The organism is Pararobbsia silviterrae, from assembly GCF_003628125.1.
Classification (GTDB): domain Bacteria; phylum Pseudomonadota; class Gammaproteobacteria; order Burkholderiales; family Burkholderiaceae; genus Pararobbsia; species Pararobbsia silviterrae.
This window is the reverse complement of sequence record NZ_RBZU01000008.1, coordinates 229298-250773: the sequence shown is the minus strand read 5'-3', so window position 1 is coordinate 250773 and position 21476 is coordinate 229298. Positions and strand designations below refer to the sequence as shown.

Sequence of the window (21476 nt, the reverse complement as noted above, 5' to 3'; positions counted from 1 at the left end):
TCAGCGCGTGAGCTTCGCCGCGATCTCGGCGACGTGCTTGCCCTGGAATTTCGCGATATCGAGCTCGTTCGCCGACGGCTTGCGGCTGCCGTCCGCGCCCGCGAGCGTCGTCGCGCCGTAAGGCGTGCCGCCCGTGATCTCGCCCATATTGGTCAGGCCCGCGCATGAATACGGCACGCCGACGATGATCATCCCGTGATGCAGCAGCGTCGTATGAAACGACGTGATCGTCGTCTCCTGTCCGCCGTGCTGCGTCGCGCTCGACGAGAACACGCTGCCGATCTTGCCGATCAACGCGCCTTTGGCCCAAAGCCCGCCGGTCTGATCGAGAAACGTGCGCATTTGCCCGGCCATATTGCCGAAGCGCGTCGGCGTGCCGAACAGGATCGCGTCGTAGTTCGGCAGTTCGTCGACGGTCGCGATCGGCGCGGCCTGATCGAGCTTTGCGCCGAATTTCGCGGCGACCTCGGGCGGAATCGTGTCCGGTACGCGCTTGACCGTGACTTCGGTCCCCGCGACGGATTGCGCGCCTTCGGCAATGGCGCCCGACATCGTTTCAATATGACCGTACATCGAGTAATAGAGCACCAGCACCTTCGCCATGGAAACCTCCGTAGTTGGCCAAGACGTCGATCCGCGTTCGAACCCGGCATCGCGTGCCGCGATGGACGCCCAGTATAGACGCGCGTCACGGGGCTCCGCAGTGCGTGCGCGGGTCCGCGCGCCGCGCCGTCATTGCGAACAAACCCCGATTCCGCTGAGGGACCCGCGATGGCTAAATGCGGGACGCAAAACACTTACGTGCTGATAATGAATACCCCCGATTTGCGCGGCGCGCCGGACCTGCGCGGCGCGCATGCCCCCGCCGCGGACCGTCCCGAGGCGGATACGGCGCGGTCGAGCGCCGCTTCGATCGGCGCGCGGCTCGACCGCCTGCCCGCGACACGCACCGTCTGGTGGCTCGTCGCCGCGATCGCGATGGGCGGCTGGTTCGAGTTCTACGACCTGTTCTTTACCGCCTATGTCGGGCCAGGTCTCGTCAAGAGCGGCATCTACTCGACGACGACCGCGTCGTTCTTCGGTTTTTCGGGTCTCGGGGCCTTTGTCGCGGCGTCGTTCGCGGGCCTGTTCATCGGCACGCTCGTCTTCAGTCCGCTCGCGGACCGCATGGGACGCCGAAGCATCTTCACGTTCTCGCTGCTCTGGTACTCGATCGCAACGGTCATCATGGCGTGTCAGTCGAGCGCGAGCGCGATCAACGCATGGCGCGTGATCGCGGGGATCGGGATCGGCGTCGAACTCGTCACGATCGACGCCTATACGAGCGAACTCGTCCCCAAGCATCTGCGCGGGCGCGCGTTCGCGTTGCTGCACGCCGTGACGTTCGCGGCGGTGCCCGCCGCCGCCTTCTTCGCCTGGTGGCTCGTGCCGAACAAGCCGTTCGGCGTCGACGGCTGGCGCTGGGTCGTCTGGATCGGCGCGCTCGGCGCGGTGCTCGTCTGGGTGATCCGGCGCCGCGTGCCCGAGAGCCCGCGATGGCTCGCGCAGCAAGGGCGGTTCGACGAGGCCGAGCGCGCGATGTCGGCGCTCGAACACCGTGTCGCCGCCGAATACGGACGCCCATTGCCCGCGCCCGAAGTCCGCCCGGCCCCTGCGACGTCATCGGCGTCATCCGCCGCGTCCAATTCGGACAACGGCGTCTGGTCGTCAGCCTATCGCGGCCGCACGATCATGATGATGGTCTTCAACGCGTTCCAGTCGATCGGGTACTACGGCTTCGCTGCCTGGGTGCCGACCCTGCTGATCCACAAAGGCATCACGATCACGCAAAGCCTGCTCTATTCGTTCGTGATCGCGATTTCGAATCCGATCGGCCCGATCCTCGCGATCCGCGTCGCCGACAAGATCGAGCGCAAGACGATGATCATGCTGTCGGCCCTCGGGATCCTGGTCTTCGGCTTGCTGTTCGCGACGCAGACCTCGCCCGCGGCGCTGATGGTGCTCGGCGTGCTGATCACGACGAGCAGCGCCTTGCTTTCGGTCGGCTATCACGCGTACCAGGCCGAACTGTTCCCGACGCGGATACGCGCTCGCGCGGTCGGCCTCGTCTATTCGGTCTCGCGCGTCAGCGCGATGTTCTCGGGCTTCATGATCGCATTCGCGCTGCGCCAATTCGGCGTGCACGGCGTATTCGGCTTGATCGGCGTGTCGATGGTCATCGTGATCGGATCGGTCGGCCTGTTCGGGCCGCGCACGAACGGACGCGACCTCGACGACGTCTCGGCTTGACGAGGTCCTGAGCTACTGAGCTTGCCGGCTTGCGGATCGAACGCTCGCTAGCCTAAAGATTCGATACCGACGCTCAGATCATGCCGCCGTTGACGCCGATGACCTGACGCGTCACGTACGACGCCGCATCGCTCATGAGAAAACCGACGACCGCCGCGACTTCCTCGGGCTTGCCGACCCGGTTCATCGGCACGATCTTGAGGGCTTCGTCGAGCGGCACATCGTCAAGCATGGCCGTATCGACGAGCCCGGGTGCGACGCAGTTGACCGTGATCGCCCGGCTCGCGAGTTCGGTCGCGAGCGCCTTCGTCGCGCCGATCAGACCCGCCTTCGCGGCGCTGTAGTTGACCTGGCCGCGATTGCCGATCACCCCCGACACGGACGCGATCGTCACGATGCGTCCGCCGTGTCGCGCGCGGACCATCGGCATCGTCAGCGGATGCACGACGTTATAAAAGCTGTTGAGTCCCGTGTCGACGACGACATCCCAATCCTCGCCGGTCAGCGCGGGAAACGCCGCGTCCCGCGTGACGCCCGCATTGCAGACGATGCCGTAGTACGCGCCGTGCGCGTCGACGTCCGCTTCGAGCGCGGTCTGGCATGCGGCGCGATCGCGCACATCGAACTGGATCACGCTGGCCGTGCCGCCTTGCGCGACGATCGACGAGACGATCGCATCGGCCTCCGTGCGTCCCTGCCGGCAATGGACGGTCACCGCGAATCCATCGGCCGCCAGCCGGTTCGCGATCACGCGGCCGATCCCGCCGCTCGCTCCCGTCACCAATACGCGTCGCGTCATCGATCCAACCCCTCGTTGTGCTTCGGAAAATAAAAACCGCCGGCGCACGATGATACGCGTGTTGCGCGGGCCGTTTGCGGATGCGGATGCGGCTGCGGGGCCGCATGCGGTGTCGCGATGGGGCAATGGGGTGAGCCCGTCGAACGCGGGCTCGAAGCGTCAGTGGCGCGGCGCGGATTCGATGCGGCACGCACACGCATGCGTGCGCGTGCCGCATGATCGCCGGTCGAGCTCAGGCCCCAGTGTCCGCGTCCATTTCGTCGAACACTTTCTGCGCGAGGTGAAACGCCGAATTGGCCGCCGGCACGCCTGCATAGATGGCCGTCTGCATCAGCACTTCCTTGATTTCATCGCGCGTGACGCCGTTGTTCTTCGCGGCGCGCAAATGCAATGCGAGCTCCTCGGAGCGATTCAGCGACACCATCATCGCGATCGTCAACAGGCTGCGCGTGTGACGCGGCAGACCGGGCCGCGTCCAGATCTCGCCCCATGCGTAGCGCGTGATCAGGTTCTGGAATTCGTCGGTCAGCGCCGTGCGATTGTCGAGCGAGCGATTGACATGCTTGTCGCCGAGCACCGCGCGTCGCACTTCGAGGCCGGCGGCATAGCGTTCGTCTTCGGTCATCATGCCTCCGCGAGAAAATCGAGCACCGTCGCGTTGAATGCGTCGGGCAGTTCAATGTTCGAGATATGCGACGCGTCGAATTCGACGTACCGCGCGCCCGCGATCGACGCCGCGAGTTCCTGGCCCTGGGCGGGCGTCGCCGCGACGTCGTGCGTGCCCGCGATCACGAGCGCGCGCGCGCGAATGTTATGCGTTTCGCCGCGCAGATCCGCGATGCGCAACGCATCGCAATTCGACGCATAGCCTTCGTTGTCGGTATGCACGAACACGTCGCGGATATGTGCGTACATGAGCGGTTCGCGTTCGACGAACGCGGGCGTGAACCAGCGCGGGAGGACCGCGTCCGCGAGCGAAGCCATCCCGCCTTGACGCGCCTTGTCGGCACGCGGCCCCCAGACTTCGTCGGAGCCGATTTTCGCGGCCGTATTCGCGAGCACGACGCGATCGATGCGGTCCGGATACCGTGCGGCGAGCGCGACGCCCGTGAGACCGCCCATCGAAATCCCGCAGAAATGCGCGCGCGAAATCGACAGCGTGTCGAACAGACCGAGCACGTCGCCCGTCAGTTGTTCGATCGTATAGCTGCCCTTGGGCGCATCGGAATGACCGTGACCGCGCGTGTCGTAACGCAGCACGCGATAGCGCGACGCGAAGGCGGCGAGCTGGGGCGTCCACATCGAGACGTCGGCGCCCAGCGAGTTCGAGAATACGATCCACGGTGCATCGGTGTTCGCGGCGCCATCGATCCGGTAGTGGATCTCGACGCCCTTGATGCTGGCATACGGCATGATTGGGTTCTCTTTACGGCTCAAAAGCCTGGTGAAGGGCCAGCGCCGCATCGACCAGCGCGTGCGCCTGGCCGACGTAGTGCGCCGGATCGAGAAGGTCCTTGAGTTGCTGCGCGTCGAGATGACGCGTGACCTCCGGGTTTTCGGACAACAATTCGAACAGCGTGCGGCCGTCGCGTATCGCAGCCTTCGAGCACTGTTCGACGAGATGATGGGCATCGAGGCGGCCGATCGCGTCGCCGAGCGCGAGCATCACGGCCTCGCCGAGAATCAGCCCGCGCGTGATGTCGAGGTTCGACGCGAGCCGTGCGGTATCGACTTCAAGTCCGCCGACCATATCGCGGATCTGCGCGAGCGCGCCGCCCGCGAGCCGCGCGAGATCGGGCAGCGCCTCCCACTCGGCCTGCCATCCGCCGAGCGCGCGCTCGTGTTCCTGGACCATGCCCGCGAGCACCGTCGCGACGAGCGCGGGCGCGCGCGTCGCGGCCGTCAGCACGGCCGCGCATCCGACCGGATTGCGCTTGTGCGGCATCGTCGACGAGCCGCCCTTGCCCGCACCTGCGGGTTCGGCGAGTTCGCCGATTTCCGTCTGCATCTGCAGCGAGATATCGCGCGCGATCTTGCCGAGCGTGCCGATCAGCATGCCGAAAAACGTCGCCGCCTCCGCGATGCGATCGCGCTGCGTGTGCCACGGCAGCGCGGGCAGCCGCAGGCCGAGGTCGTCCGCGAGCGACTGCGCGACCGCGGGCGCGGCATCGCGCAGACTCGCGAGCGTGCCTGCCGCGCCGCCGAATTGAAGGACGAGCACGCGTTCGCGCAGTGCATGCAGGCGCTCGCGGTGACGCGTGAGCGCGTCAAGCCATTGCGCGAACTTGAGACCGAGCGTGATCGGCAGGGCCTGCTGGAGCCAGGTGCGGCCGATCATCGGCGTCGCGCGATGCGCGCGCGCCTGCGTCGCGAGCGCGTCGCACGCGAGTCGCAGATCGATGTCGAGCTGAACCAGCGTCGCCTGGAGCTGGAGCACGCACCCCGTGTCGATGATGTCCTGGCTCGTCGCACCCCAATGCACGTACTTGGCCGCTTCGGCGTCCGCCTTGCGAACATGCGCGGTCAGTTGCTTGACGAGCGGAATCGCGAGATTGCCGCCCTGCGCGGCCCCGGCCATCAACGCCGGCGCGTCGATATGGCGCGCGTCGCACGCGGCGACGATCGCGGGGACGGCACTGTGGGGAATCACGCCGTGTTCGGCAGACGCACGCGCGAGCGCCGCTTCGACATCGAGCATGCGCTGCACGGTCGCGCCAGGCGACCAGACCGCGTTCATCGGTCCAGTTCCGCAGATGAGGTCGGTCAGTCGACCGGTCGCTTCGAACGTTGAATCGGCACTCAAGGACACATGTCTCCGTGGGATGGCTTCGCGCGGAGACACACGATACGCATGATTCGCGCCCGACTCAACGATTGCGACATTTCGTACGCGATACGCACAGATGCATGCGAAATCCCGCGCATACATCGGTGTTCAGACACGGGCGGCTTAGCGGCCGACCTTAGCGGCCGATCATTGCAGATTGCCCCAGCGCGGCACGGCGGGTTCGGCCGAGGCCCATTTCCAGCCGTCTTGCTGCTTGCATGCCGACGCGATGAACCAGGCTTGCTTTGCATCGGGCGCGTCGCCGTCGGCGACCGAGAACGCGAATTCGCGGCATGTCGCGAGCGCGCTGTCGAATTCGCGCAGCACGCGTACTTCGCCATGACCGTTCTCGACCGGCAGCGTGTGCTTGACGCGCCACGGCTGCAGATCGCCGATCGATTCGGTGCTTGCAGCGAGCACGATCGCATTTTGCTGATCCGCATGAAGCGTGCGCATGACGTGCGCGACGACCTCGTCGGTGCCGGCCTGGACCGCGATGCCGACACCAATGCCGATCGCCGGGTTGGTCGTGACGACGCCCGTCGCGACACCCGCCGCGGCGCCCGCCGCCGCGCCGATCGATGCGCATCCGCTGACGAGGCTCGCGGCCGATACGGCGGCGAGCACGAGCGCAAGGCGGATCATTGGAGCGCGCCCCAACGCGGCGTCGCGGGTTCGGCCGACGCCCATTGCCATTTGTCGCCGTCGCGGCAAACGGCCGCGACATAGAACGCGCTTTGCGCGGGATGGTCCTGGGTCGCATCGTGGTCGACCGAGAACACGATTTCCTTGCAATCGAGCTTGCCCGCGCTGATGACGCGGCTGACCGTCACGCGTCCCTTCTCGTCGTCTTCGATCGGCACGCTGTGCACCGCCGCATACGATGCGACGCCGCCGACCGGCAAGGGTCCGGCCGCCGCCGCGATGGCGTCCTGCGTATGCGTATGCACGACACGCTCGGAGTACTGAACACCCGCTTTCGCCGCCGCGACCGCGCCGAGACCGATCCCCGTCGCGACCGCCGCGTTGCTCGTGACGCCGCCTGCAATCGCCGCGCCGACGACGCCTGCTCCGGCCGTCGCGCCTTCGCTATACACCGAGGTACATCCCGTCAGACTTGCCGATGCGCAAGCCCCCATGCCGATCGCGATCCATGCGATCACTGTCGAACGACGCAATACGACCATCCTGGACACCCTGTTTTCTTCGTTTTCAGGAACGCCCGCGATTCTGAAGCACGCGCTTCAACGTGAACGAATTAAATTGCAAGAAATTGAAAAACACGAGGACAACGACGGATTTCTTAGCTTGCGATTTGTCTCGACGTCAGCAATTTTCGTGCATCGCCGAGGCTCAGCGATTCCATCGATCCGGGGGAATGGGCGCTCAATGGTCTCAATGGCTTAGCGGGCTTGGCGAAAGTGACGGGCTTAGCGCGCTCGACAGGCTTAGGCCCATCCGAAAGCGCGCCTTTCGCCGTGTACATGTCGACGCACTTAAGCCTTGGATGCGGCGCATCAACGCGCGCTACGCTTGATGGCCCGGACCTTCGCGATGCGGCATTCGATGCCAGCTCAAAATCGAGCCATGTTTTCGGGCAAGTGGAATTGGCTTGAAAATCCGCCGATTTGGCAGGACACATGTCGGACTCGCCTTAAGATCGAATACCGATCCACGAGAAAACCCTCAGGAGACCGACGATGCTGACACTCAGACCGAACTGCGAATGTTGCAACAAGGATCTTCCGCCCGATGCGCTCGATGCGCGCATCTGCACGTACGAATGCACGTTTTGCGCGACGTGTGTCGAGACGGTCCTGAAAGGGGTTTGCCCGAACTGTTCGGGAGAACTCGTACGCCGGCCGATCCGTCCGGCAGCCGCATTGCTCAAGCACCCGGCATCGACGGAACGCGTGTTGAGAAAGGACTGCCCTTAAGCAGACGGTCGACATCGTGGCGGCGCGATGTCGCGCAGTCGAGCCTTCGGTCAAGGACTCGACTGCGCCAAGCCGTCAGCGCCGATAAGCGGCTTCGATAAACGGCTTCGATAAATGGCCTCAATAAGTGGCTTCAACAAGCGGCGTCGATAAGCGGCTTCGATGCACGATCGCCGCTTCGATTAATGATGCCGGCCCGGATGCGTCATCCGGTGCCATGCGTGGCGCATGGCCTCCTTCATGTGCTGCCAGTCGGACGACGTGCCCGCGCCCCGTGCGCGATGCATGTCTCGCGTGTCGACGAAAACATCGTCGGGACCGAAGTCGCTGGCGTCCTGCGTTGCATAGCGACGATCGTCGTCATCGACATGCGTCGACGTGCGCGGTGCGCCATCGTCAAATTCCGTGTGCCGAACGCCGCTTGCATGTGCGGCCGCGGCGGCATTCGCCGCACGCATTTCGGCGCGTTCATCCATCGACGCGTAGTCGTGCAGCGTCTCATCGCGCAACAATGCCTCGCGTCTCGCGAATTCGGCCGCGCGCGCACTCGCATCGTCGCCGGGTTCATCAGGCACATCGCGCCACGATGGACTCGAACCCAGAGCTTCGAGACGCGCGGCATCGCTGAGCGCCGCTTCACGCAAGGCCGCTTCGTGTCGCGCGAGTTCATCGGCGCCCGTCGGACGCGTCAGGCGATGCATCGCGCTTGCATCGCCCGCACCGTACAAGGCGTCCGCTCGAGCCCGATCGTCAGCGCCACGCATCGCGTCCGCGTCGAGCCGATCGCGCGCCGACGCGATTTCGCCCATCGGGTCCATGTCGCGCAAGATATCGCGCTCGTGGCGCGCCTGACGCTCGCGCAGATCGTTGGAGATGCGCATCGCATCCGCGTCGCCTAGCGCAGCCGCACCGCGCATCGCAGCCTCGTCGCCGAGCCGATCGGCTTCGAGTTCGTCAGGCCCTGGCGAACGCATGGCCGCTTGCGATGCCGCGCGCTCCTGCCAGTCCGCGGCCCAATCGCCCGAGGCGGGGTCGGGACGCATCATCGCGTCGCGCATCGCGACATCGCGTGCGGTCGGCTCATCGGCATGGGGCATGAACGACTCGGTCTCGCGACCGTCGTCGACATCGCGCGCACGCAGCGACGCATCGGTCATGCGCCGGTCGCGCGCGGCCATCGACGCGGCATCGCGCGACGCGGTGCGCAGCGACTGACGAATACGTTCATCGTCCGCGAGATGCGTCAAGCTGTCGTCGCGCGCGCACGCGTCGCGCTGCGCCAGCGGATCGTCCGCGCGTCGCGAATACACGCGTACGTGGCGCGAAATCCTGGTCGGCGCATCCTCCTGCATCGGCTGAACGCGCCCGCCATGGCGCGTACGCGCAAAACCGCAGTCGTCGAGAAACACTTCGGCGCCCGACGCAAGCAGATGACGCGCTTCGGTATCGGAAACGGTGGGGTCCGACGCTCCCGTATCGGCAACGGCGGGACTCGACGCACGTGATGCGGCCTCATGCGTTTGCATCGTCTGAGGCTGCACGCGCTCTTCACCATATTGGCCCGACGTCACCGCCGGCGCGCTGCCCATATCGCCGACATGGCCGAAATCGCCGGGTACGCCGAAGTCGCCCTGGAATCGATCCCATGACGCCATCCCGGCTCCCGCCTGCACGCGCCTCAGATCCTCTTGTCTGACCGCGGGACTTGCATCCGTCGAAACCCGCGATCGAGCGTCATCGGCCGCGAGCGTCGTGCGCATGGCGGGTGCGGTCTCGCCGGTCGTGAAATCGGTGCGCGTCGCGCGATATCCGGTCGGATCGGACGGATCCATGCTCGTGACGTTCCCAGGCTGCGCCGCCGTACGCGCGGGCCGTCCCGATACGGCAAGGTCGGGTCCGAGGTCTGCGACCTCTTCGGGCGGCTCGACATGTCGCGCCGCATGCGCCCACTGCACGACACGCTCTTCGAGATCGTATGCGCCGGCGCGCACGAGGATGTCCGATGCGAGCGACCGTTCGATCTCGTCGTCGACATCGACCGCGACCAGCGCGCCACCGCGACGCATTGCGGCCTCATACCGAAGCATTTCCTCGCGCGCCGATTCCGGCGCGAACAAATCTTTGAAGAAATCCGTCAGGCGATCGAGCATGCCGTCCTTCTGCATCGTATGCATGACCGCCGCATCGTCTGAAACCGCCGGGCCCCGCGACGGGCGTACCGCATCGGCGCCCAAAGGCGCGCGTACGCCCGCGAGCGGATAGGCCATGCCTTCGTCGACGCCACGCGATGCGGCGCCCGCGCTCACGCGCACGTGCGGCTCCTGAAAACCTGCTTCGAGCAAGACCGAATGCGCGCGACGCGCTTCTTCGGATGTCTCGAACACACCTACGACCGTCTGTTTCATGTCGTCCTCCGAAACGAGTGCGTGCGCAACACGCGCGCAAGTCGTGTTCCCGCAGGCTTGCGTGCGCCCGCCGACACGATCCGGCACTTCACTTCAGTATAGGAAGCCGACGCGCGAGGACACAGGCGCATCGGGCGGCGGAATGCCGGGCCGTGCAGCGCGTGCGGCCAATGCGGCCAATGCGGCCAATGCGGCATTCATATCGCGTGTCCGACGACGCGTCGCGACAAACGACTTAGTCGATCGACGGCGTATCGAGCGAAAAATCGACGGCCGCTTTTGCATGCAGCGTCGTCGTATCGAGCAGCGGCACCGGACTGTCCTGCGCGCTCACGAGCAGCGTGATCTCCGTGCAGCCGAGCACGATCGCTTCGGCGCCTTCTTGCGCGAGCGCGTGCATGATCTCCCGATACTTCGCGCGCGACGTTTCGCTGATCTTGCCGAGGCAGAGTTCGTTGTAGATGATCTCGTGCACGCCGGCCTGGTCGTCGGGAGGCGGCACGATCATCGATACGCCGTGTCGTTCGTGAAGCCGATCCGCGAAGAAGCGCTCGCGCATCGAGAAGGCCGTGCCGATGAAGCCGACTTTATGCAGACCCGCGGCACGCACCGCCTCGCCGACGGGATCGACGATATGAAGAAACGGGACCGAAATCGCGTCGACGATGGATTGCGCCACGAGATGCATCGTGTTCGTGCAGAGCAGAATGCATTCGGCGCCGCCCGCTTCGAGCTTGCGCGCGACGGCCGCGAGTTGCGCGCCGGCCTGATGCCAGTGCCCTTCGCGCTGGAATGTGGCGATCGGCGCGAAGTCGACGCTGTAGAGCAGAAGCTGCGCCGAACTCAGGCCGCCGAGCCGATCGCGAACTTCGTGGTTGAGCAGGCGGTAATAGACGGCTGTCGATTCCCAGCTCATCCCGCCGATCAATCCGATCGTGCGCACGGGAGGATCCTCCGTTGAAGCAAGCAGTCATTTCGACCGATAACGCGGTTCGCCATGCTGTCTGCGGATTCTAGGCGAGATCGCTGCGACGATCGCCTCGACAGACGTCGATTCGCCGAACGTTGACGCGCCACGCATTCGGATTTGAGGCGAATCCGTCCCGTTAGTCCCCGACGAATGACCCTCCAAGCGTTTCTTGTTCTCGCCCGCAAGCGGTGACTAAGCGGACGCAAACATTCAACGATGCAATGGCGGAAGCCCTTCTCGAGGCCGGCAAGAATCCATTCGTCGCACTGCGCAAGACGCGCGCCGAAGTCAAACGCGACCGTTTCACTCTGAGCGCCTTCCGGTCGACCTGGTGCACCATTCGCCCAAGCCGCCTTAGGTCACAAATCGGTACAAATGACCGCATCGAGTTGTGACAACTGCGGAAAAAAATAGGCAGAGGTAAAAATGGGCGTTGCGTGAATTTTGCATCGATTGTGGACGACTCACTGTGAACCCTTGCCGGACGGGCCCCCGCAAAAAAACTTATCCACAGTTTCTGTGCGCAAATCTGTGAATAAGTCGATCGCCAACTCGCCAATGCCTTGATGAGTAACGGACTTTTTCCCGGCCACCCCGTCACGAGCAAACTTTGCTCAGTCGAGTCAGCCGTCCATACAAAGGCCTAAAGTCGATCGACTGCGTGCCGTTAACGGCCCGTCCCCGATCACGCGGCGTCCGCCTCACGCCATCCGATCCGTGTCATCGATACCTCAATGCGCAACCGTCGCCGATGCAGATTGCTTGACGAGATACACCGCAAGCGCGAGGCATACGACAAGCAGCGCGGACGTAAACGCGATCAGATGCGGCCAGCCGCCGTTCTGCCAGAACCAACCGCCGCACGAGCCGAGGATGCTCGACCCGAGGTAATACGCGAGCAAATAGAGCGACGACGCATGTCCTTTCGCGCCGCTCGCCATCTGCCCGACCCATCCGCTTGCGACCGAGTGCGAGATAAAGAAGCCGATCGTGATCGCCGAAATCCCCGCGATCACCGATAGCAAAGGCATGCACATCGTCAACGCAAGCCCGAGCGCCGTGACGACGATGCCGCCGATCAACACCGGCCCGCGTCCGAGCCGATCCGCGAGCGCGCCCGCCCCCGACGACGCGACAATGCCGAAGATATAAGCACTGAAGATCAAACCCGTCTGCGACGCATTGAGGTGATACGGCGCGGCCATGAGCCGGAAGCCCGCATAGTTGTACACCGTCACGAAGATCCCCATGACGAGCCCGCCGATCGCGAACACGGCCGGCAACCGTCCATGCGCAAGGTGCCCGCGCCACAGACGCAGATGCTGCGCCACGCTGACGCCCGCGCGCGGCACGAAATTCCTCGACGCAGGCAACATCGCGACGAACGCGAACGCCACGCACAAGTCGATCACGCCGATCGTGATCATCGCCGTACGCCACGAAAAGAAATCCGCGAGAAAACTCATGCCGACGCGCCCGATCATCCCGCCGAACGCGGTGCCGCCGACGTACAGTCCCATCGACAGTCCCAGCCCTTTCGGATGAATCTCTTCAGCGAGATACGCCATCGCGACCGCGGGCACACCGCCCAGCGTAAAGCCTTCGAGGCAGCGCATGAGCAGAATCGCATGCCATCCCGGCACGACCGCGACGAGCAGATTGCAGACCGACGCCACGGCCATCGATGCGAACATCAGACTCTTGCGTCCCGCGCGCTCCGAGACGCCGACCGCGCATACGATCGCAATCGCGAGCGCGCCCGTCGACACCGACAGCGCAAGCGAACTTTGCGCGGCGCCCATGCCGAATTCGGCCGCGAACGCCGGCAACAGAGGCTGCACGCAATAGAGCAAGGAAAACGTGGCGAACCCTGCGAGAAACAACGCAATGCTGATGCGCAAATACGCCGGCGAATCGCGCGTGACCCAACGTGGCTCGGCCGCGGAAAATTCGGAGGCGACGGCGGATTTCATTCAACGACCTCGATGACTTCATTCATGACGATGGACGCCATTCTCTTGCGCACGTGATCTCGTGTCCAATATATATAATTGGTCTACGCCATATCTTTTAGCACTATCTGTCGCGCGCACCACCGTGCAATGCGACGCGAGCCCCTCTGGAGCGCACGATTGGAACTCCGGCATCTTCGCTATTTCCTCGCCGTCGCCGAAGAATGCAATTTCACGCGCGCGGCGTCGAAGCTCGGCATCGGTCAGCCGCCGTTGAGCCAGCAGATCAAACAGCTCGAACGCGAAATGGGCGTTGAGCTGTTTAGACGCACCGCGCACGGCGTCGTCCTGACCGAAGCCGGTGAAGCATTCCGGATCGAAGCGCGTACCGTCATCGACAACGCGCATACCGCCGTGCGGGCAGCGCAACGCGCCGCGCGCGGCGAGACCGGTCATCTTCGTCTGGGCTTCACCGGATCGGCTGCGTTCAACCCGATCGTGCCGAGCTTGATCCGCGCGTTTCGCGATCGATATGTACGCGTCGAACTCACACTTGAAGAAGCGAACACGACGCAGCTTCTCGAAGGCCTCGAACAGCGCCGGCTTGACGCAGCCTTTATCCGTCCCGCGGAGAACCTGCCCGAGGGACTGCGCGTGACGCGCGTCGCCGACGAAGCGATGAAGGTCGTCGTGCCGTCGCGACATCCGCTCGCGCAGTCGCGGCGCGTGACGATGGCCGCGCTCGCGGGCGAACCGTTCGTCATCGTGCCGCGCGCCGCCGGCTCGACCCTGTTCGACGACGTCTATCACGCGTGCCGGCGCGCGGGCTTCGAGCCCAAGGTCGGACAGCTCGCGCCGCAGATGTCGTCGATGGTCAATCTCGTGGCCGCCGAACTCGGCATCGCGATCGTGCCGGCCGCGATCACGCAGGTCAAAGTGCACGGCGTACGCTACCTCGACATCACGGGCGACGCGCCGCGCGCGCGCCTCGGCCTCGCGACGCGCGTCGACGAAACCTCGATCGTCGTCACGAACCTGCTCAAGCTGCTCGGATAGGACGCTAATCCTTGCGGTAGAGCTTGATGACGGCCGAGAAATCGAGCTTGCCGTCGCCGTTCGCGCTCATCGCCTGATAGAGCTGCTGCGCGAGCGCGCCGAGAAACACGGGCTGTCGCGCGAGTTTTGCGGCATCGGACGCCAGACCGAGATCCTTGAGCATCAAATCGGTGCCGAAGCCTCCCGTATACCCGCGCGACGAAGGCGCCGCATCGACCAGGCCCGGAAACGGGTTATACGCTTCCGAACTCCAGCATCGTCCCGTCGACGTATTGACGATCCCGGCCAGCACGGCGGGATCGATGCCGAGCCGCTCGCCGAGCGACATCGCCTCGGCGACGCCGGCCATCGTGATGCCGAGGATCAGGTTGTTGCAGATCTTCGCGACCTGCCCCGTGCCCGTCTCGCCGCAATGCACGATGTTCTTGCCCATCGCGGAGAGCACCGGCTTCACATGCGCATACGATTCGGCGCTCGCACCGACCATGAACGTCAACGTCCCCGCGGCCGCGCCGCCCGTTCCGCCCGAAACGGGCGCGTCGACGAACGTGACGCCGCGCTCGGCCGCGAGTCCTGCGAATGCCTTCGCGCTCGCGGGATCGATCGTGCTCGAATCGATGATCGTGATGCCGCGCGCGATGCCCTCGAATACCCCGTTGTCCGCCGCGAGCACCGTGCGCACATGCTGCGCGGCCGGCAGCATCGTCATGACCACATCGACGCCCTGCACCGCGACCTTCGGCGACAACGCAGGCGCCGCGCCGGCCTTCACGGCTTCACTGACCGCATGCGCATCGAGGTCGTGCACCGCGACGTCGTGTCCCGCCTTGAGCAGATTGCGGACCATCGGTCCACCCATATTGCCGAGCCCGATAAACGCGACCTTCATCGATTCGTCTCCTTGCATGCATGGATCAACGGGCCGGCTTCGGATCTTCGACAAGGCTGTCCTGCGCGAAGTCCTCTTCCCAGAACTCGAACGCCGCGCGATCGAACGGCTCGCTGCGCGCGAGTTCGCGTTTGCGCAATTCGACGCGACGGATCTTGCCCGATATCGTCTTCGGCAATTCGGCGAATTCGATGCGCCGGATCCGCTTGTACGGCGCGAGCTTTTCACGCGAAAACTGAAACACGCTGCGCGCAAGATCCGCGCTCGCCTCGTATCCCGCGCGCGTCGTCACAAACGCTTTGGGCACCGACAATCGAAGCGCATCGGGACTTGGCACGACGGCCGCTTCCGCGATCGCCTCATGTTCGATAAGCACGCTTTCGAGTTCGAACGGACTCAATCGATAATCGGACGACTTGAACACATCGTCGGCGCGGCCCACATACGTCAAGTATCCATGCTCGTCGCGCATCGCGACGTCGGACGTCCGGTAGTAGCCGTTGCGCATCGCATGCGCGGTCGCGGCCACGTTGTTCGCATAGCCCGTCATGAGCCCCAGCGGACGCGCCGCGCCGCGCGCGGCGAGCCGGATCGCGATCTCGCCCTCGTCCGATGCGACGTCGTCGAGATCGACGAGATCGATCGTGTAGCCCGGCATCGGGCGTCCCATCGAACCGGGCACGACACGTTGTCCCGGCGAATTCGCGATCATGCACGTCGTTTCGGTCTGTCCGTAGCCATCCCGGATCGTGATGCCCCACGCGTGCCGCACACGCTCGATGATCTCGGGATTCAGCGGCTCGCCCGCGCCGACGATTTCGCGCAACGCCACCGCATACGCGCCGAGCGGCTCCTGAACGAGCATGCGCCACACGGTCGGCGGCGCGCAGAGCGTCGAGACGCGGCAACGGACGAGCACCTCGAGCGCAAGCTTCGGCACGAACCGCGCGAAGTTATAGACGAATACGCAGGCCTGCGCATTCCACGGCGCAAAAACGCAGCTCCATGCGTGTTTGGCCCAGCCCGGCGAGCTGATGTTCCAGTGCACGTCGCCCGGCTCGAGTCCGATCCAGTACATCGTCGACAACGATCCGACCGGATAGCTCTGGTGCGTATGTTCGACGAGCTTCGGCTTCGACGTCGTCCCCGATGTGAAGTAGTAGAGCATCGGATCCATGGCATCGGTCACACCGTCGGGTACAAATACCTCCGATGCGCGATATCCGGCCTCGAAGTCGAGCCACCCATCGGCGCGCGCACCCACGGCGATTCGGATCGCGGGTCCGTCGAGCGTCGCGAACTTCGTGGTTTCCCCCGCATCGACGATCGCGCAGCGCGCGCCGCCGAGCTCGACGCGGTCGTGTATATCGGCCGCGGACAACAGCGTCGTCGCGGGCGAGACGATCGCGCCGAGCTTGATCAATGCGAGCATCGCGTCCCAGAGTTCGACACGATTGGGCAACATCAACAGGACGGGATCGCCGCGCCGCACGCCGGCGTCGCGCAGAAAGTTCGCAATGCGAGACGAACGCTCGGACATCTGCGCATACGAATACCGCGTGCCGTCCGATGCCGGATCGTCCACGATCCAGAGCGCGGGCGCATCGTTGCCGCGCGCGACGACATCGAAGTAATCGAGCGCCCAGTTGAATCGATCGAGCACCGGCCATCGAAACTCGGCATACGCGCGTTCGTAGTCGGTCCTGTATCGCCAGAGCACGTCGCGTGCTTCGAGAAAAGGCTGAGCTGCGTCCATCGTCGTCTCCTGGATGCGCGCTGCGGTTTTCTTCGGGCTCGCGACTCGGATCGGACATCGACCCTCAGACGTTGCGAGCAATCACCATGCGTTGAACTTCGCTCGTCCCTTCGTAGATCTGCGTGATGCGTGCGTCGCGATAGTGGCGCTCGACCGGATAGTCGGTCAGGAATCCATAGCCGCCGTGAATCTGAATCGCGTGCGAACAGACGGTCTCGGCCATCTCGGACGCAAACAGCTTGGCCTGCGAGGCTTCAGACAGGCACGGCTCGCCGACGCTGCGCAAGCGCGCCGCATGATGCACGAGCAAACGCGCCGCATTGAGTTGCGTTGCCATGTCGGCAAGCATGTTCGCGACGGACTGATGTTCGACGAGCGGCTTGCCGAACTGCATGCGTTCGCGCGCATAGGCGCGCGCCGCATCGAACGCCGCGCGCGCGATACCGACGGCTTGCGCGGCGATGCCGATACGTCCGCCTTCGAGATTCGACAGCGCGATCTTGAGCCCTTCGCCGCGTTGGCCCAGCGCATACGCTTCGGGAATCGCGCAAGCGTCAAGCGTCACCGGACACGTATCGGATGCGCGAATGCCGAGTTTCTTTTCGGGCGGGCCCACATGGAAGCCGCGTGTATCGGTCGGCACGATGAACGCCGACAGACCGCGCTTACCCGCATCGGGATCGGTCACCGCGAAGACGATCGCCAGATTCGCGCGCGCCGCGTTCGTCACGAACTGCTTGCTCCCGTCGAGCACCCACATGCCGTCGCGCAACACGGCCCGCGTGCGCAGATTATGGGCTTCCGAACCGGCCTGCGGCTCGGTCAAACAGAACGCGCCGATCGCCTTGCCGCTCGCGAGATCGGGCAGCCATTGCGCTTTCTGCGCATCGGTGCCGAAGCGAAGAATCGGACCGCAGCCGACCGAGTTGTGCACGCTCACGAGCGTCGCGCACGATGCGCAGCCCGCCGCGATTTCCTCGATCGCAAGCGCATACGCAATGTAATCGGAGTACGTGCCGCCCCATTCCTCGGGGACCATCATGCCGAGAAAACCGAGCGCGCCGAGCGCGCGAACGACGTCGGGCGGAATCGCCGCCTCGCGGTCCCATTCGGCGGCATGGGGGGCCAGGGATTGCGCGGAGAAGTCGCGTGCCGCATCGCGAATCATCCGCTGCTCGTCAGTCAGGAAATCTTCCATGCGGTCGCGCGAGAAGGTCGGGAGAGCCGCACGCGATCTCGTGGACCCCATGCGCCTGAGCGGCCCAACATACGCGCGTCACCGACGCGGTGCAATCGGGACATACGCGCCGCGCGAGCGCGCATCGCACCCATCGAACCGCGCCCCTTGCCTTGCGCCGCGTCGCAAACGCAAGACAAGAGGCGGTCTCGACGTGGCCACTGATACGTCGTCAATCGAGCACGCGCGCCCGCGACGATGGCCCGCGCCCGTGAAGCGCACTAGTGCACCGCAGGGAAATCGACCGTCGTGTCGTTGATCCGATTGAACACGTTCGTGAACGTGATGATCGCGATCGCGAGGCTGATCTCGACGAGTTGCGTTTCGCTGTACCCGGCCGCGACGATCGCGTCGAAATCGTCCTGGCTCACCGTGCCGCGCGACTGCACGATGCCGCGCACGAACCGCACGAGCGCATCGCGTTTCGCGTCGCCGGTCGCTTCGCCCGCGCGAATCTGCTTCATCGTGTCCGGCGCGAGGCCCGCGATCTTGCCGACGAGCGTATGCGCGGCGACACAGTAGTCACATGCGGCCGCTTCGCTGACCGCGAGCTTGATGGTTTCCTGATCCTGCTTGCTCAGCGAGCTCTTGGCGAGCGCCGCGTCGGCCTGCAGCAGCGCCTGAAGCGCCGCGATATTGTGCGAACCGATCGTCGCGTAGGCGTTCGGCACTTTGCCGACCGCTTTCTTGATTTGACCGAAAACGTCTGCCGTGACGCCCGTTGCGTCGTCGGCCTTGATCATCGAAATGCGTGACATGGTGGGGCTCCTGAAGTGTGTTGTGCCAACTGGCTGGCATGGACATCACTGTATGCGTCGGAGGCGAGTCGTTGAATACTCGAAAACATCGCGAATATGCTCGTTCGTCTCACGCAATCGAGCGAGACGCATCGACGCTCTCGTCACATCCCTGCCCCGGCGCCCCCGCTGCCGGACGGGAAGGTTTCAGTTGTGCTGCTCGCCGGGCAGTTCCGCGCCATGCGCCCGGATCGCGGCGATGAGTTCGGCCGCCGTGATCTCGTGACGGACGTCGCGATGAATGCCGGGTTTGCGGTGATGCACGTCGACGAGCACGACCGCCTTGCCGTCTTCGGTGGCCTCGAGCCGCACGAGGCGGACTTCTTCGCCGCTCGCTTCGTCGTGCTCGGTCATCAGGGTCATGCTGCCCCTCGCGCCATTGCTGCTCATATGCCGCTCCCGGTCCGTACGCTGTCGATGCCACGATTCTAACGGGACGCGGCCCATCGGTGCGATGCGGATCGGATCGATCCGCGCATGACGCCGCATCGACAGCCCGTGCGCATGCGCGATCTGCACGATTGCGCGATCGGGCGCAGGATCGCGCATGCCAACACATTGAAAGGCACGCCACTCAAGGAGGCCGATCATGTCGCTCCATTCCGCTTGCCGCGCCGCGATCCGAGCCCTGATTGCACTGGCGCTTCCCGTGTCGGCCGCCGCGTTGCTCAGCGCATGCGTCGTACCGGGGCCAGGTCCCGGTTATGGCCCGGGGCCCGGATACGATGGCCGACCGGGGCCGAACTACGACCGGTCGGACGTCAATTGCCAGTTCGGTTCGCCGTGCGGCAATGCGCGCGGCGTCAGGCCTTAGCGTCGCGCGGAATACATGAATCCTGGGGTACGATGCGATATCGCTCACCGCCTGGAGAACCGACATGCCGGCCAACGCCTTCGACCGCCTCAAGCAGTTGTTCCCGTCGTCCGACGACATTCCGCCTGAGGCGCGCCTGGGTGCTCCGATCCATCAACGCGTCTCGCTCGTCGGCGGCGAATTGGTGCCGTGGGACGGCCCGTGCAAGACCGTGCTGTCGCCCGTCTGCGTGCGCGGCGCCGATGGCGAGGCCGAGCAGGTCGAGATCGGCAGCTACCCCGTCATGGGCGAAGTCGAAAGCGACAACGCGCTGGCCGCCGCCGTGCGCGCCTATGATTCGGGCCGCGGCGAATGGCCGACGATGACGGTCGCGCAACGCATCGCCTGCATGCAGGACTTCATCAAGCAGATGGTCGCGCAGCGTGAACACATCGTGACGCTCATCATGTGGGAGATCGGCAAGAGCCATACCGACGCGGCCAAGGAGTTCGACCGGACCGTCACGTACATGCTGCAGACGATCGAAGCGCTCAAGGAGCTCGACAACAACAACTCGCGCTTCGTGATCGCCGAAGGCTCGATCGGTCAGATTCGCCGCACGCCGCTCGGGGTCGTGCTCTGCATGGGGCCGTACAACTATCCGCTCAACGAGACGTTCGCGACGCTGATTCCCGCGCTGCTCATGGGCAACGCGGTCGTGTTCAAACCGCCGCAATACGGCACGCTGCTGTTTCATCCGCTGCTCGAAGCATTTCGCACGGCGTTTCCGAAGGGGGTGATCAATACGATCTATGCGCCGGGTGCGATCGTCGTGCCGCATCTGCTCGCGAGCGGCAAGATCGATGTGCTCGCGCTGATCGGATCGAGCAAGGTCGCCGATCACCTCAAGAAGCAGCATCCGAAATCGAATCGTCTGCGCGCGGTGCTCGGGCTCGATGCGAAGAACGCGGCGATCGTGCTGCCCGACGCCGACCTCGAACTGACCGTCAAGGAATGTCTGCTCGGCGCGCTGTCGTTCAACGGACAGCGCTGCACGGCGCTCAAGATGCTGCTCGTGCATCGCTCGATCGTCGATGCGTTTCTCGCGCGCTTCGCCGAGGAACTTGAAAAGCTCAAGATCGGCATGCCCTGGGAAAAAGGCGTCAACATCACGCCGTTGCCCGGCATGCACCGGACGCAATACATGACTGCCGCGATCGACGACGCGAAGGCGCATGGCGCGCGCGTCGTCAACGAGGCGCAAGGGGGCGGCGTGTTCTACAAGACGCTGTTCCATCCGGCCGTCGTCTATCCCGTCAGCGAAGGGATGATGCTCTATCGCGAAGAGCAGTTCGGTCCGATCATTCCGGTCGCGCCGTTCGACGACGTGCAGACCGCGCTCGACTACGTGACGACGTCCGATCACGGCCAGCAGGTCAGCATCTTCGGCAAGGACCCCGTGCAGATCGGCAAGCTTGTCGATCCGCTCGTCAATCAGGTCTGCCGCGTGAACCTCAACTGTCAGTGTCAGCGCGGCCCCGACGTGTTCCCGTTCGCGGGCCGCAAGGACTCGGCTGAAGGCACGCTGTCGGTGACAGACGCGCTGCGCGCGTTCTCGATTCGATCGATGGTTGCGGCGAAGCAGACTGAAGACAGCAAGGCATTGCTCGAATCGATGATCAACGATCACACGTCGAAGTTCGTCAACACGGGATTTATTCTCTGAGCGGATGACGATGTCGATGTGGCGCGTGAGGCTGCCGACGCAT

Annotated in this window: 20 protein-coding genes; 5 read left to right on the top strand and 15 right to left on the bottom strand. The window is 64.6% G+C overall.

Annotation, left to right across the window (positions count from 1 at the left end):
* Nucleotides 1–603, bottom strand: a complete 603-nt coding sequence (gene wrbA, locus D7S86_RS18465; protein ID WP_121088329.1) for an NAD(P)H:quinone oxidoreductase — start codon at nt 601–603, stop codon at nt 1–3.
* A gap of 207 nt (nt 604–810) precedes the next feature.
* On the opposite strand from wrbA, the gene D7S86_RS18460 reads away from it, so the two are divergent.
* The gene (locus D7S86_RS18460; protein WP_121088328.1) at nt 811–2289 is read left to right on the top strand and encodes an MFS transporter; all 1479 of its coding nucleotides are present in this window, start codon (nt 811–813) and stop codon (nt 2287–2289) included.
* A gap of 73 nt (nt 2290–2362) precedes the next feature.
* Here D7S86_RS18460 and D7S86_RS18455 read toward each other — a convergent pair whose 3' ends face one another.
* The 6 genes from D7S86_RS18455 to D7S86_RS18430 all read right to left on the bottom strand — a co-directional run bounded on the left by D7S86_RS18455 (nt 2363) and on the right by D7S86_RS18430 (nt 7054).
* Nucleotides 2363–3088, bottom strand: a complete 726-nt coding sequence (locus D7S86_RS18455; RefSeq protein ID WP_121088327.1) for a 3-ketoacyl-ACP reductase FabG2 — start codon at nt 3086–3088, stop codon at nt 2363–2365.
* Between the two features lie 232 nt (nt 3089–3320).
* Nucleotides 3321–3713, bottom strand: coding sequence for a 4-carboxymuconolactone decarboxylase (gene pcaC, locus D7S86_RS18450; RefSeq protein ID WP_121088387.1), 393 nt, complete (start codon nt 3711–3713; stop codon nt 3321–3323).
* The gene (pcaD, locus tag D7S86_RS18445) at nt 3713–4501 is read right to left on the bottom strand and encodes a 3-oxoadipate enol-lactonase (RefSeq protein ID WP_121088326.1); all 789 of its coding nucleotides are present in this window, start codon (nt 4499–4501) and stop codon (nt 3713–3715) included. The genes pcaC and pcaD overlap by 1 nt, the downstream gene beginning before the upstream one ends.
* Nucleotides 4502–4514: 13 nt before the next feature.
* Nucleotides 4515–5891: a 3-carboxy-cis,cis-muconate cycloisomerase gene (locus tag D7S86_RS18440; protein ID WP_276313444.1), complete on the bottom strand. Its 1377-nt coding sequence runs from the start codon at nt 5889–5891 to the stop codon at nt 4515–4517.
* 171 nt (nt 5892–6062) lie between these two features.
* The gene (locus tag D7S86_RS18435) at nt 6063–6560 is read right to left on the bottom strand and encodes a hypothetical protein (RefSeq protein ID WP_121088324.1); all 498 of its coding nucleotides are present in this window, start codon (nt 6558–6560) and stop codon (nt 6063–6065) included.
* Nucleotides 6557–7054 carry a hypothetical protein gene (locus tag D7S86_RS18430; protein WP_240648274.1) on the bottom strand — a complete coding sequence of 166 codons (498 nt, stop codon included), beginning with the start codon at nt 7052–7054 and terminating at the stop codon, nt 6557–6559. Before D7S86_RS18430 ends, D7S86_RS18435 begins: the two co-directional genes overlap by 4 nt.
* A gap of 561 nt (nt 7055–7615) precedes the next feature.
* Between D7S86_RS18430 and D7S86_RS18425 the strand changes: the two genes are divergently transcribed.
* Entirely contained in the window at nt 7616–7852 is a 237-nt protein-coding gene (locus tag D7S86_RS18425) for a DUF1272 domain-containing protein (RefSeq protein WP_121088323.1), read from the top strand.
* Nucleotides 7853–8034: 182 nt separating this feature from the next.
* On the opposite strand, the gene D7S86_RS18420 is transcribed toward D7S86_RS18425, so the two are convergent.
* Nucleotides 8035–10257 carry a hypothetical protein gene (locus D7S86_RS18420; RefSeq protein ID WP_121088322.1) on the bottom strand — a complete coding sequence of 741 codons (2223 nt, stop codon included), beginning with the start codon at nt 10255–10257 and terminating at the stop codon, nt 8035–8037.
* 235 nt (nt 10258–10492) lie between these two features.
* Nucleotides 10493–11200, bottom strand: a complete 708-nt coding sequence (locus tag D7S86_RS18415; RefSeq protein WP_121088321.1) for an aspartate/glutamate racemase family protein — start codon at nt 11198–11200, stop codon at nt 10493–10495.
* 248 nt (nt 11201–11448) lie between these two features.
* Between D7S86_RS18415 and D7S86_RS29590 the strand changes: the two genes are divergently transcribed.
* Nucleotides 11449–11622 (top strand): hypothetical protein, encoded by a 174-nt coding sequence (locus D7S86_RS29590; RefSeq protein WP_158602019.1) that lies wholly within the window; start codon nt 11449–11451, stop codon nt 11620–11622.
* A 336-nt stretch (nt 11623–11958) separates the two neighbouring features.
* Here D7S86_RS29590 and D7S86_RS18410 read toward each other — a convergent pair whose 3' ends face one another.
* The gene (locus D7S86_RS18410) at nt 11959–13200 is read right to left on the bottom strand and encodes an MFS transporter (RefSeq protein ID WP_121088320.1); all 1242 of its coding nucleotides are present in this window, start codon (nt 13198–13200) and stop codon (nt 11959–11961) included.
* A 159-nt stretch (nt 13201–13359) separates the two neighbouring features.
* Here D7S86_RS18410 and D7S86_RS18405 point away from each other — a divergent pair, with 159 nt between their 5' ends.
* Nucleotides 13360–14235, top strand: coding sequence for a LysR family transcriptional regulator (locus D7S86_RS18405; RefSeq protein ID WP_121088319.1), 876 nt, complete (start codon nt 13360–13362; stop codon nt 14233–14235).
* Nucleotides 14236–14239: 4 nt separating this feature from the next.
* Here D7S86_RS18405 and mmsB read toward each other — a convergent pair whose 3' ends face one another.
* From mmsB to D7S86_RS18380, 5 genes are all read right to left on the bottom strand, one after another.
* Nucleotides 14240–15124, bottom strand: a complete 885-nt coding sequence (mmsB, locus tag D7S86_RS18400) for a 3-hydroxyisobutyrate dehydrogenase (protein WP_121088386.1) — start codon at nt 15122–15124, stop codon at nt 14240–14242.
* A 25-nt stretch (nt 15125–15149) separates the two neighbouring features.
* On the bottom strand, nt 15150–16880 hold the full coding sequence (locus D7S86_RS18395; RefSeq protein ID WP_121088318.1) for an AMP-binding protein: 1731 nt from the start codon (nt 16878–16880) through the stop codon (nt 15150–15152).
* Nucleotides 16881–16944: 64 nt separating this feature from the next.
* Complete coding sequence (locus tag D7S86_RS18390) at nt 16945–18078, bottom strand: acyl-CoA dehydrogenase family protein (RefSeq protein ID WP_121088317.1); 1134 nt, start codon at nt 18076–18078, stop codon at nt 16945–16947.
* 260 nt (nt 18079–18338) lie between these two features.
* A complete protein-coding gene (locus D7S86_RS18385; protein ID WP_121088316.1) occupies nt 18339–18875 on the bottom strand; it encodes a carboxymuconolactone decarboxylase family protein in 537 nt (178 codons plus the stop codon).
* Nucleotides 18876–19061: 186 nt separating this feature from the next.
* Nucleotides 19062–19304, bottom strand: a complete 243-nt coding sequence (locus D7S86_RS18380) for a hypothetical protein (RefSeq protein ID WP_121088385.1) — start codon at nt 19302–19304, stop codon at nt 19062–19064.
* A 488-nt stretch (nt 19305–19792) separates the two neighbouring features.
* Here D7S86_RS18380 and D7S86_RS18375 point away from each other — a divergent pair, with 488 nt between their 5' ends.
* Nucleotides 19793–21433 (top strand): NADP-dependent glyceraldehyde-3-phosphate dehydrogenase, encoded by a 1641-nt coding sequence (locus D7S86_RS18375; protein WP_121088315.1) that lies wholly within the window; start codon nt 19793–19795, stop codon nt 21431–21433.
* The last annotated feature ends 43 nt before the right edge of the window (nt 21434–21476 follow it).

Excerpts from the sequence above, each read along its gene's own strand:
- wrbA (WP_121088329.1), bottom strand. The coding sequence starts at position 603 with ATGGCGAAGGTGCTGGTGCTCTATTACTCGATGTACGGTCATATTGAA.
- D7S86_RS18460 (WP_121088328.1), top strand. The coding sequence starts at position 811 with ATGAATACCCCCGATTTGCGCGGCGCGCCGGACCTGCGCGGCGCGCAT.
- D7S86_RS18455 (WP_121088327.1), bottom strand. The coding sequence starts at position 3,088 with ATGACGCGACGCGTATTGGTGACGGGAGCGAGCGGCGGGATCGGCCGC.
- pcaC (WP_121088387.1), bottom strand. The coding sequence starts at position 3,713 with ATGACCGAAGACGAACGCTATGCCGCCGGCCTCGAAGTGCGACGCGCG.
- pcaD (WP_121088326.1), bottom strand. The coding sequence starts at position 4,501 with ATGCCGTATGCCAGCATCAAGGGCGTCGAGATCCACTACCGGATCGAT.
- D7S86_RS18435 (WP_121088324.1), bottom strand. The coding sequence starts at position 6,560 with ATGATCCGCCTTGCGCTCGTGCTCGCCGCCGTATCGGCCGCGAGCCTC.
- D7S86_RS18430 (WP_240648274.1), bottom strand. The coding sequence starts at position 7,054 with ATGGGGGCTTGCGCATCGGCAAGTCTGACGGGATGTACCTCGGTGTAT.
- D7S86_RS18425 (WP_121088323.1), top strand. The coding sequence starts at position 7,616 with ATGCTGACACTCAGACCGAACTGCGAATGTTGCAACAAGGATCTTCCG.
- D7S86_RS18420 (WP_121088322.1), bottom strand. The coding sequence starts at position 10,257 with ATGAAACAGACGGTCGTAGGTGTGTTCGAGACATCCGAAGAAGCGCGT.
- D7S86_RS29590 (WP_158602019.1), top strand. The coding sequence starts at position 11,449 with ATGGCGGAAGCCCTTCTCGAGGCCGGCAAGAATCCATTCGTCGCACTG.
- D7S86_RS18410 (WP_121088320.1), bottom strand. The coding sequence starts at position 13,200 with ATGAAATCCGCCGTCGCCTCCGAATTTTCCGCGGCCGAGCCACGTTGG.
- mmsB (WP_121088386.1), bottom strand. The coding sequence starts at position 15,124 with ATGAAGGTCGCGTTTATCGGGCTCGGCAATATGGGTGGACCGATGGTC.
- D7S86_RS18395 (WP_121088318.1), bottom strand. The coding sequence starts at position 16,880 with ATGGACGCAGCTCAGCCTTTTCTCGAAGCACGCGACGTGCTCTGGCGA.
- D7S86_RS18390 (WP_121088317.1), bottom strand. The coding sequence starts at position 18,078 with ATGGAAGATTTCCTGACTGACGAGCAGCGGATGATTCGCGATGCGGCA.
- D7S86_RS18385 (WP_121088316.1), bottom strand. The coding sequence starts at position 18,875 with ATGTCACGCATTTCGATGATCAAGGCCGACGACGCAACGGGCGTCACG.
- D7S86_RS18380 (WP_121088385.1), bottom strand. The coding sequence starts at position 19,304 with ATGAGCAGCAATGGCGCGAGGGGCAGCATGACCCTGATGACCGAGCAC.
- D7S86_RS18375 (WP_121088315.1), top strand. The coding sequence starts at position 19,793 with ATGCCGGCCAACGCCTTCGACCGCCTCAAGCAGTTGTTCCCGTCGTCC.